10 protein-coding genes and 1 pseudogene are annotated in these 11,450 nt (G+C 38.6%); 8 read left to right on the forward strand and 3 right to left on the reverse strand.

Features of this window, described 5'->3' with window-relative positions; genetic code table 11:
- Window positions 1-17 precede the first annotated feature (17 nt).
- Entirely contained in the window at window positions 18-560 is a 543-nt protein-coding gene (locus DW182_RS02830; protein ID WP_118294601.1) for an HU family DNA-binding protein, read from the reverse strand.
- Window positions 561-795: 235 nt separating this feature from the next.
- Between DW182_RS02830 and DW182_RS02835 the strand changes: the two genes are divergently transcribed.
- Window positions 796-1,059, forward strand: a complete 264-nt coding sequence (locus tag DW182_RS02835) for a DUF4248 domain-containing protein (protein ID WP_118294602.1) — start codon at window positions 796-798, stop codon at window positions 1,057-1,059.
- Window positions 1,060-1,201: 142 nt separating this feature from the next.
- Here the strand turns inward: DW182_RS02835 and DW182_RS02840 are convergent, their stop codons facing one another.
- Together DW182_RS02840 and DW182_RS22755 are read right to left on the reverse strand one after the other, a co-directional pair.
- Window positions 1,202-2,818, reverse strand: coding sequence for a VapE domain-containing protein (locus DW182_RS02840; RefSeq protein ID WP_370449794.1), 1,617 nt, complete (start codon window positions 2,816-2,818; stop codon window positions 1,202-1,204).
- Window positions 2,819-3,307 (reverse strand): annotated as a pseudogene (locus DW182_RS22755) (BT4734/BF3469 family protein); the annotation flags it as partial.
- Window positions 3,308-3,478: 171 nt separating this feature from the next.
- On the opposite strand from DW182_RS22755, the gene DW182_RS22230 reads away from it, so the two are divergent.
- The 7 genes from DW182_RS22230 (at window position 3,479) to DW182_RS02870 (ending at window position 11,432) form a co-directional block, all read left to right on the forward strand.
- On the forward strand, window positions 3,479-3,646 hold the full coding sequence (locus DW182_RS22230; protein WP_199678538.1) for a hypothetical protein: 168 nt from the start codon (window positions 3,479-3,481) through the stop codon (window positions 3,644-3,646).
- Between the two features lie 318 nt (window positions 3,647-3,964).
- Window positions 3,965-5,509, forward strand: a complete 1,545-nt coding sequence (locus DW182_RS02845) for an oligosaccharide flippase family protein (RefSeq protein WP_233564067.1) — start codon at window positions 3,965-3,967, stop codon at window positions 5,507-5,509.
- A gap of 9 nt (window positions 5,510-5,518) precedes the next feature.
- Window positions 5,519-6,589: an NAD-dependent epimerase/dehydratase family protein gene (locus DW182_RS02850; protein WP_118294604.1), complete on the forward strand. Its 1,071-nt coding sequence runs from the start codon at window positions 5,519-5,521 to the stop codon at window positions 6,587-6,589.
- A 1-nt stretch (window position 6,590) separates the two neighbouring features.
- Window positions 6,591-8,354, forward strand: a complete 1,764-nt coding sequence (locus DW182_RS02855; protein ID WP_118294605.1) for a thiamine pyrophosphate-binding protein — start codon at window positions 6,591-6,593, stop codon at window positions 8,352-8,354.
- An 87-nt stretch (window positions 8,355-8,441) separates the two neighbouring features.
- Window positions 8,442-9,560, forward strand: coding sequence for a polysaccharide pyruvyl transferase family protein (locus DW182_RS02860; RefSeq protein WP_118294606.1), 1,119 nt, complete (start codon window positions 8,442-8,444; stop codon window positions 9,558-9,560).
- Window positions 9,553-10,437 carry a glycosyltransferase family 2 protein gene (locus DW182_RS02865; protein ID WP_118294607.1) on the forward strand — a complete coding sequence of 295 codons (885 nt, stop codon included), beginning with the start codon at window positions 9,553-9,555 and terminating at the stop codon, window positions 10,435-10,437. Before DW182_RS02860 ends, DW182_RS02865 begins: the two co-directional genes overlap by 8 nt.
- On the forward strand, window positions 10,434-11,432 hold the full coding sequence (locus tag DW182_RS02870; protein ID WP_118294608.1) for a glycosyltransferase family 2 protein: 999 nt from the start codon (window positions 10,434-10,436) through the stop codon (window positions 11,430-11,432). The genes DW182_RS02865 and DW182_RS02870 overlap by 4 nt, the downstream gene beginning before the upstream one ends.
- Window positions 11,433-11,450: the final 18 nt, after the last annotated feature.

Genomic DNA, 11,450 nt, shown 5'->3' on the forward strand with positions numbered 1-11,450 from the left:
GACTGTCAATTGTCAATTTATCCCAGCGGGTCGTCCTCTATACCCCCGTCGCCTCCGGCATTTCCACCTCCTCCGGCATTTCCGCCTCCATTTCCTCCGGGAGTGGATGTTCCGGAAATATCCACGGTTGTCTGTCCGGCTTTTTGTGCTTTCAGCACAGCACGGGTGGCAGCGCGTGTAGGTACCGGTGAAAATTCCATACCGGCAAAGATGTCTTTTAAGTCTTCTCCGGGAATGAATTGAATATTGACGCCTGTGATATTGGCGGCGGTGAATTTTTCAGCCGTTTCCGCTCCACGGCTGGTGATTTGAAGACGGAATTTCCCCAGATCTCCGAAATCCACCTGTTCGCCTGCACGCAGGCCTTCGATCATGTTCTCTACGGTGGCGATGATGACGGCCGTCACGTCTGCCCGGCTGGCAGTGGTCTGCGCCGCCACTCTTTTGGAGAGGACTTTTAGCGATAACTCTTGCGAAACCTGCGCTTTCGCATACGCTTTTTTGGGATCGTCCTGATTCATGGGATTACCCATCATTGCAATACTGTAATTCAGTGGCATAAAATAAGAATTAATAATTAATAATTAAAAATGAAACCATGGAGAAGGCGATTCGAAATCATGCGTTCTCTGTGGTGAACAATACAAAGGTACAATAGGGTAGGAGATGTATTGTGAAAGATGTTGCTCCTTAATGAAAGTATATGAAAAAGGGTGGAAACTATTTATTGATAATAAAGAATATGTAAACTAAAATCGTTACCTTTATGCTTTAATAATCAATAAATGAACCCTTATGAAAACAAACTCCGAGAAAGAAAGTGATCAGGAAGACGATCAGGAAGAAAGATGGCCCGTCCGTCCTTATTATAAACGTGAACTGGCCGAAGCATACGCACCGGACATTTCGCCGGTTTCCGCCCTTAACCGTCTGGCACAATGGTTCAAGTATAACAGTCGGTTGAGTGACGCTTTGCAGCAAACGGGATACAAAACTCGTCAGCAAATATTTACTTCCATGCAGGTGGAACTGATATTCAAATATTTGGGAAGACCTTAAACCGACTTATTCATAGCAGGAGTCAGGGGGACGCTCTTATCTGCGTTGCCTGTCGGACTTATCTGCGTTGTCTGTCGGATCTATCTGCATCTGTCGCAGCACTTATCTGCGACGGATGATGCAGATATAACCGTCGGTATCCTTAAGGAATCCCTTCCGTATAGTGTGCTATGGCGCACTGGTTGCGGTAGATTTCATCGGTTTTCAGTTCCACCACCCGGTAGCCCCGTTGCCCGGCGCTTCTTATCAGCTCGAAGCCTGCCTGCTTCATTATGATGCCTATTTTGGTGGGGCTGAGTGGCTGTTTGATGGAACCGCTGATCCGGTTCAGGATATGGGCCGTGGTGACAAAAATACATTCTTCGCCCGGTATGGGACGGCGGTAATGGGTAAGGATCAGTTCCTTTTCCAGATTGGGGACTTCGAAGTGGGTGTTACGTTGGTTGACGGCCTTGACCTCTTTTTCGTTGAACCAATACCGGAACCCGCTTTTCCAAAGCGCGTATGCCTGTGCATATACACCCTCGTAGTTTGGGGTGTGCGTGTAGGGGTCGTCAATGGATACCACATTGAATGGAAGCCAGCGGCGGCTTCCACTCGGATCGGTCAGGAATTGCTCATTATTGGTGGTTCCGCAGAGACTGGCGATGTGCGGACGTCTTTCTTTGTAATGAGCGTATGCCATGCGTTCGTTCACTACCGGTGTGGTGGTCATGGCCTTGATCTGGTTTAGGGCGGAAGTGTTCAGTTCGTCGATTTCCTCCATACAAAGGAGGGCGAATTCCGTGAGAGTGAACTTGTCGTCCTTGGTGATTCGGTTATTATCTGTTTTAGTGTAGAAATAACGTTGCAATGCCGGTGGCAGCAGTTTGTTGAACCAAGTGGTCTTGAAGCAGCCTTGCGGACCGATGAGTATCAGTATCTCGTGGTTCACCACATGCTCGTCGAGCAGGGAGACCACGGTTCCGATAAGCCACTTCCGGAAGTATTCCGTGAAGGTCGCCTGATCTCCCCGTACATGTACGGTGGTTGCCAGTTCGCCGATGTAGTCGGTCACACCGTCCCAAGGGTGCAGGCTCTTGAAATATTCGGTGAAGGGGTTATACAGGGGCACATATTCCGAAGCCAGTATGTTGCGGATATCGTTGATGCGAACCGGTTTCACCTCTTTGCACATGCGGCTCCACAGGGAGTTGACGAAGCGGTCGTCCATTTCGGCATATTCGCTTGTATGGTGACTGCCGGGTTTTGCCGCTTCACATTTTCCGGTGATGACGTTGTGCCTGAACAAAGCCTGTGTTCCGAGGAAAGTCTCGATTTCTTCCACGCTGGCAAAGTTTTCATTGCCTGAGGTTGTTTTGGGGCTGTTGCATAGTGGTCGCGTACCGTGCTCACCGGTGTTCTGGTAGCACGAACTGAAGATGCCTGCGATGTCTCCGTCATAATCGGCAAATCGGGTGAGTGCCCATTCAGTGGCAATCTTTTGGGCTATGCCGTAGGAGTTGAGCAGATAGCCCATGCGCATGATATACTCGTTGTGGTGATGCTCTTCGTAGCATATCCCCTCGGCCTCCAGTTCCTGAATGGATGCTTTTACGGCTTTTTCCAGATGTTTGTTCCGGCCGGACTTTCTGGCGGAAATGGCGTTCTCCTTCTTGCTGTTCTTCAGTTCGATGTGGAAAGGCTGTGCTTCGGGATTGAAGAATACATCGGGATCGTGGGCCAGGCCGCTCAGCCGGGTGACATTTTTGCATTTCATGTCACATTCGCAGTCCAGCAGCCGGGCGTAGTGATTGTTGGTTTGCTCAAAGGCCCTGGGATAAAGCTTCAGATTCTTTTCATGATCCTCCGTTATGCAGTCTGTCAGGAAAAGAATGCGGATACCGGTGCCACTGATGGTGGTGTAGGCGAGGAGCGTGTGCGTATCTTTCCGGATGCGTTTCAACAGTTCTTGTAGCCGGTCGTCGGGAACATGGTCAATGTCTGCTAACCCAAGCCGGGTCCATCCGCAGATGTTTTCCTTTCGTTTGCCGCCCTCGAAGCGGACGGCTACGGCAAAACATGGACAGGACGATTTTTCTTGTGCGGCGGCCGCCTTTTGTTTTTGTGCAGTGTAATAGCGGTGCTTTTCGGTGCGGTCGCGTACCAGTGCGTCATTTTTGATGAGATTGACAACTTCCTGCAGAGTATTTTCTGTCGGTTGCATGTCCGAATAGCCTTTGAACAGGCTGATTTTGATTTCTGTCATAATTTGTTTTTTTAAATAACGGCCGCGAAGTTCGTGTTAAAAAGCGGATATAGATCAAAATGCATTTTCCATATATGGGAACGAATGCTAATGATTTTAACAATTATAACATTTTTATACACAGCTGTATGTTAGGATACGGCCATTAATTAATTATTCAAACAACTAAAAATGACTCAGAGAAGAAGTTCTGTTCCCAATCTGGAATTGGGTGATTTTCTGGCGACACTCCAGAAAACGGTTTTTGTCGGCAACAAGCATTTATCCATTTCGGATATTTGTCATTCGGCTTCGATGAGCTCCAAAACTTACATGAAAGTAAAAAGGGCGAAAGTATAAACTTGCATCAATATTACGATGTCTTCCGCATCTATCTGGAGGTCCTGAAGGACAGGCCTGAAGAGTGTGCCGCTGTTTTTGCGGAACTGCGCAGGTGTTTGGAGGCCGACCGTCAGCGTTTGATGGAGTAGACTCAGTAATGGGTATGTGGACACCTTTGACACCTGGCTTTCTGACTTTCCGGATAGGGGATGTAGGTAATAGGTATACAGGGTATTTGTATATGAATGTTAATTTCTCGTATACGTGTAAAAGTTGTAAAGATGGGTGGCGGAGGTGTCATAATGTTCTTATTGGGTACTTACGGAATTTTGTTTTATGATCGATACATCATCTAATAACAAAAGAATAGCAAAAAATACATTATTCCTTTACTTTCGCATGATTATTATCATGGTCGTGTCACTTTTTACCAGTCGTGTGGTACTTGATGCATTAGGTGAAGCAAACTATGGTATTTATAATGTGGTAGGTGGATTAGTCTTTATGTTTTCTGTTTTATCTGGTTCTTTGTCTGGAGCTATATCCCGTTTTATTACCTATGAATTAGGTACAAAAAATATAGAAAGACTCAAAACTATATTCAGTACATCGGTCAATATACAGATAATAATGTCATTAGTTGTATTAGTGGCATGTGAGATAATAGGTGTATGGTTTTTGAATGAGAAAATGAATATTCCTATCGATCGAATGCCGGCAGCTAATTTTGTCCTCCAATGTTCTATAGCTACTTTTGTGGTGAACTTCATTAACATTCCCTATAATGCTACGATTATAGCTCATGAGAGAATGACAGTTTTTGCGTATATTAGTATATTGGAAGTTGCATTGAAGCTGTTAGTTGCTTATCTTATTTATATGTCAGATTCCGATAAATTGATGGTTTATGCCATTCTTGTATTTTTAGTATCACTTTTATTATTTGCAATTTACAGTACATATTGTAGTCGGCATTTTGAAGAAGCAAAATATCGCTTTATTTTAGATAAATCTCTATTTAAAGAAATGGGTGGTTTTGCCGGATGGAATATGTTCGGAAATACGGCCTATATACTGAATACTCAAGGAGTAAATATGCTTATCAATATTTTCTTTGGTGTAACTACTAATACAGCAAGGGCTATTGCGGTGCAGGTAGATAGTGCGATAAATCAATTTGTAAATAACTTTATGACGGCACTGAATCCGCAAATCACTAAATCTTATGCGAGTAAAGAGTATAATTATTTATTTAAATTAGTATGCAGAGGTACTAAATTTTCATTTTTTATTATGTACTTCTTTATTGTTCCCATTGTATTGGAAGCAGAAACTATTTTAGGAATTTGGTTGAAGGAAGTCCCTAAAGATACTGTCATATTTGTGAGATTAGTAGTGTTCTCTTCCTTGGCTACAGTAATAGGAAATTCACTTTATACGACTATTCAGGCCACGGGGAAGATTCGTAGATATCAAGTGGTGATAACTTCTGTAGGTTGTCTTGTGTTTCCTTTAACGTGGATTGCTTATGAGTTAGGATGCCCTGCCTATATCACCTATATTATCTATACAATATTATATTTTTCTATGAATTTCATTCGGCTTTCTACCTTAAAAAGGTTGATGAATTTTCCTATACGTTATTTTGTGACTTCAGTTTTCGGCAGGATGGGTATTTGTTCTGTACTCTGTTTCATATTACCAGGAATACTTGTATATCTAATGACTCCCTCGTTTATTCGTTTAGTGTTGGTTGGTTTGTTAAGTTCCTGCTGGTCTATAGTTTGTTTTTATTTTATTGGATTTGATAAATATGAACGAGCTTTCTTTATGTCAAAAGTAAAAAACATTATGGTGAATAAACTGCATATAACGATTTAATACTGCTTTATGAAAATATTATTACTGGGAGGTACTGGTGCAATGGGTGAACATTTAGCCCATATATTGGCTCTAAAAGGGTGGGATATAACTGTTACTTCAAGGAAAATACATAAGAGTGAGCCAAATATAATGTATATACAAGGTAATGCACATGAGCTTGATTTTGTTGAATCGTTGTTTAGTTTATGCTTTGATGTGATTGTAGACTTTATGGTTTATAATACAGAGGAGTTTAAGCTACGCTATATCAAGATGCTTGATGCTTGCAAACAATATATTTATTTAAGTTCTTCACGTATATATGCAGATTCTCCATTGATTTCTGAGGATTCTCCTCGTTTATTGGAGAATTGTACAATTACAGAATACTTGAAAACAGATGAATATGCTTTGGCTAAGGCCCGTCAGGAAAATCTTTTGTATCTGTCTGGACGGAACAATTATACAATTATTCGTCCTTATATCACGTTCAGCGAAATGCGTCTTCAATTGGGTGTAATGGAAAAAGAAGCCTGGTTGTGGAGAGCTTTGCATGGTCGTACTATTGTCTTTTCAAAAGATATTGTTGATAAATATACTACACTAACTTATGGATTGAATGTGTCAGAAGGTATTGCCGCTATTATTGGAAAAAAGGAGGCGTTGGGTGAGAGCTTTCATATTACTGCATCCGAGTCGTATAAGTGGAGTGAGTTACTGAATACCTATTTGTCTGTGTTAGAAGAAACGATGGGATATTGTCCAAAAGTGTATTATACTGATAAATGTATTAATCTGCATGACAAAGTATCGCAATGGCAAGTACGAGTAGATCGTTATTATAATCGCTGTTTTGATAATAATAAAATTGCGGCTTTTATTGATGTGAGCAAGTTTTTGCCAACTAAGGATGGACTCGCATTTTGTTTGCGTGAATTTATCAAGCATCCTGAATTTATTAGTATTAATGTACGTCGTGAAGCATTAAAAGATAGATTGACTGGTGAATTAGCCTATCCTTCAGATTTTCCTCATTTAAAGACATGGGTAAAATATATAATTTTCCGATTCATTTATCCTATTAAGAAATTATATTAATATGGAAGCAAAGTATTACACCGTAGAGCGTGGACAGCAAATTTTAATATCTTTACTAAAGCAGCATGGTATTCGTAAGGTGATAGCTTCTCCGGGTACAACAAATATTACATTTGTAGCCAGTGTGATGAATGATCCTTTTTTTCAGGTTTTTTCATCTGTTGATGAACGTTCCGCCGCCTATCTTGCTGTAGGTATGGCAGAAGAGACAGGAGAGGTTATAGTATTGTCCTGTACAGGTGCTACAGCCTCACGTAATTATATTTCTGGTCTGACAGAAGCATATTATCGTAAACTGCCTATACTTGCGGTTACCTCTACTCAGAATGAGAATCGTATCGGGCATATGATACCACAGATGATGGATCGTTCGCAACAACAGAGGGATATTTGTGTACATAGTGAACACGTAGCTGTGCCTCGTGACGAAAATGACATTTGGGATGCGACTATCCGGTTGAATAGAGCTGTACTCGCTCTTAGGCATCGTGGTGGCGGTCCTGTCCACATAAATCTTTCAACTAACTATAATCCGGACTTTTCAGTAAAAGAGTTACCAGTAGCTCGCTGTATTCATCGTTATATGCCGTATGATGAGTTGCCTGTTTTGCCTGAAGGGCGTATTGCTATCGTAGTTGGCAACCATTTACCTTGGTCTGTAGCTCTTACGAATGCAGTGAATCGTTTTTGTGCTGCTTATGGAGCTGTTGTGTTTTGTGAGCATGCTAGCAATTATGTAGGTAAGTATCGTGTTTACAATTCGATTGTTAATCAGCAAGAAGCATTTAAAAAAGATTCTTATAGAAATGATGTGCTGATACATATTGGTGAGGTGACAGGTTATGGAAATGAGGCTGTAGGAAATACAAAGGAAGTGTGGAGAGTAAATGAAGATGGTGAACTTCGTGATTTGTACCGTAAGCTCTGTAATGTCTTTGAAATGCCCGAAGAATTGTTCTTCAGCCATTATGCCGAAGTGGCTGGCAATCGTAGTTTGCAGCAAAAGGAGGGAGAAATGTGGCTTATGTCGTGTCATTCGGATTATGAAAAGCTTCATTCAGCCATAGGTGAGCTTCCTTTCTCTAATTTATGGATTGCTCGGCAAACTGTTCACCGTTTGCCGGAAGGTTGTTATTTCCATTTAAGTATATTAAACTCTTTACGTGCGTGGGGAATGTTTGAATTACCGGAATCGGTGCAAAGTCGCAGTTTTGTAAATACAGGAGGATTTGGTATTGATGGCTGTATGTCCTCTATGATTGGTGGTGCGATAGCATATCAGAATAAACTTCATTACCTCGTTATTGGGGACTTGGCTTTTTTTTATGACTTAAATGTAGTTGGCAATCGTCATATAAGTAACAACATTCGTATTTTGCTGGTTAATAATGGCAAAGGTACTGAATTCCGTAATTACAATCACCTTGCTGCCCGATTTGGAGATGAAGCGGATCGTTTTATGGCTGCTGCTGGTCATTATGGTAATAAATCTCATGTATTAATTCGCCATTATGCCGAAGATCTGGGTTATGAATATTTGCAAGCATCCACTAAAGAAGAATATTTAGATAACATAGATAGGTTTCTAATCCCATCAATTACAGATAAACCAATATTATTTGAGGTTTTTACTAATAGTGAAGACGAAAGTAATGCTCTTAGATTGATGAATACATTGATTGATAATTTAAATTCTTCACTCAAGCAGGCTATTAAAAAAGTTGTTCCAAAATCTGTAATATCGATTGTTAGGAAATATTGTTAAGATATAGGGCGTTATGATGTGGAAAGAGAACTTTAGTTTTTTCTGCATTGACATTAGTCTAAATTCTAGTAAAATAAAGGTTAATAAATGAAAATAGGCATATTAACTCTCCCGCTCCATGTAAATTATGGTGGTATTCTTCAAGCTTATGCTTTACAAACTGTATTGGAAAGAATGGGGCATCAAGTATGGATTATTGAAGAAAAACTTAATAGACATCCCTGTTATCAAATGCCTTTGGTCTATGCTTACCGTTTGTTTAAAAAGGTAATTAAAAGAGAAAAAATCGATGTGTTTTATGAATTGCATAAAAAGCAAATTCGTAAAATTGCTTGGCAGCATATACGACCTTTTACAAAAAAGTATATCAATTCGTTTTTTGTGCGTGATTTAAAGAAATTGCAGGCTACTGATTTTGATGCTATTATTGTTGGCAGTGACCAAATTTGGCGTCCTTTATACTATCCGGAAATTGCACATGCTTTCTTGGATTTTGCTGTTGGATGGAATATAAAAAAGATATCGTATGCTGCATCTTTTGGGACGGATGATTGGGAATATACTATTAGCCAAACGCAGATTTGTGCTGCTTTACTGAAACATTTTGATACTGTTACAGTTCGTGAAGATTCTGGTGTGGAATTTTGTTCTCAATTTCTGGGAATTAATGCTTGTCAAGTGTTGGATCCTACGATGTTACTAGAATTGGAGGATTACGTTACTTTCTTTAATGATATTAAGATCCTTAAAAGTCCAGGAAATTTGTTGTGTCATATTTTAGATAACACAGATGAGAAACAGCAGCTAGTGGATAAAATAGCATTCCAGCATTCTCTACAACCTTTTGCAGTAAATTCAAAAGCAGAATGGGCAGAAAATTTGTCTGAAGAATGTATACAACCACCGGTAGAACAGTTTATTCGAGGCTTTTATGATGCGGAATTTGTTGTGACAGATTCTTTTCATGCATGCGTATTCTCTATTCTTTTCAATAGACCGTTCGTTGTTTATGTTAATAAGGAGAGGGGACAGGCGAGATTTCTTTCCCTTTTAAAATTGTTTGGTTTGGAAAAGCTATTGATTTATTCTTTAGATGAATATTATGACAGTATTATGGATAATATTGATTGGGGTAATGTGAATGCTATACTCCATCGACAGAAAGAATATTCTATGAACTTGTTAATTAAAGCATTGTATGTATAATCCAAAGATATCCGTTATAGTTCCTGTGTATAAGGCAGAAGGATTCTTATCTCGATGTGTTGAAAGTATTCTAGGACAATCTTATCATAATATAGAGTTGCTTTTGATTGATGATGGAAGTCCGGATAATTCAGGCATAATATGTGATGATTATGCTTCTATTGATAATAGGGTTAGGGTGTTTCATAAAAAAAACGGTGGAGTAAGTTCCGCTCGTAACTGTGGACTTGATAATGCGAGTGGGGATTTAATTTTCTTCTGTGATAGTGACGATTGGATAGATGAAGATACTTTTGAAGTATGTATTCATAGTAAGGCGAATGATATTGTACAGATACCGAGGGATGGAGGAAGTAATTTGAAATATTATGAAGAGGATATTTACTGCACAAAGAAACGGCATCTCATTCATTTTATTTGTGATAATTTTACGTATGAAATTTGGGGCAAATTATATAAAAAAGAGGTGATTGGTGATGTCAGGTTTCCTTTAGAAATTTCTGTTGGTGAGGATGTTATATTTTTGTTGGCTGTATATTGCAATGTGAGTAGTTATTATATTTCTTCGTCAGTGGGGATGTATCACTATAACGATGCGAATTCTGATTCTATAATGACTACTCTTCTGCAAAAAGAAAAAAATGACGAACTAATGATTAAAAAATTGCTTGTTCTGAAACAAGTGCATTGGACGCTGACTTATTTTTTTATATCTACTTATTATTGGAGGTTATGTTTAAAAAGAGATGATTTACTTATAAACTTTTGGAAATCGTTTCCGTTGTTTGGTATTTCATATCATTCCTTATCATTAAAAAGTATGATAAAAATATTATTATTGTGTATCTGTGGAGGATATAAATCTGTAGTGAAATGAAAAAACAAGTATTGGTTTCTATTATAATTCCGGTTTATAAAGTTGAAAATTGGATAGAGGGTTGTTTGTTATCTGTTTGTAATCAGACTTATGAAAATATAGAATGTATCATTGTGAATGATGCGACTCCTGATAAATCAATGGATATTGTTGAATCTATTTTAAAGAATTATACAGGCTCAATTAGATTTAAGATAATTACTCACGAATTAAATAGAGGATTGTCGGCAGCACGTAATAGTGGAGTGAAAGCTGCTACAGGAGATTATTTGTTTTTTTTGGACAGCGATGATAAATTATATTCTGCTGATGTTGTGAGTATTTTCGAAGTATATCTTCAAAAATATGGGAATGTTGATTTTTTGGTTGGTGGTTTTGATCTAATAGGCAATACTACTTCCTTTAAAGTTCCTACATTGCAAGAAAAAGTATATAACTCAAAAGAAGATATACTGATTAGTTATTTAGATTGCCAGTGGTATGTAATGGCATGTGGAAAAATGATAAGCCGTTCTTTTTTTATTGAAAAGAACATGTGGTTTGGGGAAGGACTTTTACATGAAGATGAACTTTTTTCTTTTCGCCTAGCAGTATTTGCTTCTACAATGGTAATAATATCGGAAAAAGTATATAGCTATTATATTAATGAATGTTCAATTACAGGAAATAAGAAATATCGAAATTATCTGGATTATTTATCTGTTATTTTACAGAATTATAATCTAATAAAAGAGAATAAAATTATTTTAAATAACAGACGTGTCGTTAATAATTATTTTATTTCTGTTTTATATGGATTTGTATACCATGTTGTTAAAAATAAGAAATTGAACGCTCAAGAACAAAAAAAGTTGATAATAAAATGTAAAGTATTAGCTAAAAAAATGGACTTGGATATTCCTCGTGGGATAAAATCATATATTGAATATGTATTACTTAATAGTCCTTATTACATGCTAACTATTTTCTTGAAAATTCATGTTTCAATAGGATAGTAAATGTTTTTTGAAATC

Origin of the sequence: Bacteroides sp. AM16-24 (genome assembly GCF_003471885.1) — a bacterium.
GTDB lineage: Bacteria > Bacteroidota > Bacteroidia > Bacteroidales > Bacteroidaceae > Bacteroides.

Coding starts and splice junctions, on each gene's coding strand:
- DW182_RS02850 (WP_118294604.1), top strand. CDS start 5,519: ATGAAAATATTATTACTGGGAGGTACTGGTGCAATGGGTGAACATTTA.
- DW182_RS02860 (WP_118294606.1), top strand. CDS start 8,442: ATGAAAATAGGCATATTAACTCTCCCGCTCCATGTAAATTATGGTGGT.
- DW182_RS02855 (WP_118294605.1), top strand. CDS start 6,591: ATGGAAGCAAAGTATTACACCGTAGAGCGTGGACAGCAAATTTTAATA.
- DW182_RS02865 (WP_118294607.1), top strand. CDS start 9,553: ATGTATAATCCAAAGATATCCGTTATAGTTCCTGTGTATAAGGCAGAA.
- DW182_RS02870 (WP_118294608.1), top strand. CDS start 10,434: ATGAAAAAACAAGTATTGGTTTCTATTATAATTCCGGTTTATAAAGTT.
- DW182_RS22230 (WP_199678538.1), top strand. CDS start 3,479: ATGACTCAGAGAAGAAGTTCTGTTCCCAATCTGGAATTGGGTGATTTT.
- DW182_RS02840 (WP_370449794.1), bottom strand. CDS start 2,818: ATGAAATGCAAAAATGTCACCCGGCTGAGCGGCCTGGCCCACGATCCC.
- DW182_RS02830 (WP_118294601.1), bottom strand. CDS start 560: ATGCCACTGAATTACAGTATTGCAATGATGGGTAATCCCATGAATCAG.
- DW182_RS02835 (WP_118294602.1), top strand. CDS start 796: ATGAAAACAAACTCCGAGAAAGAAAGTGATCAGGAAGACGATCAGGAA.
- DW182_RS02845 (WP_233564067.1), top strand. CDS start 3,965: ATGATCGATACATCATCTAATAACAAAAGAATAGCAAAAAATACATTA.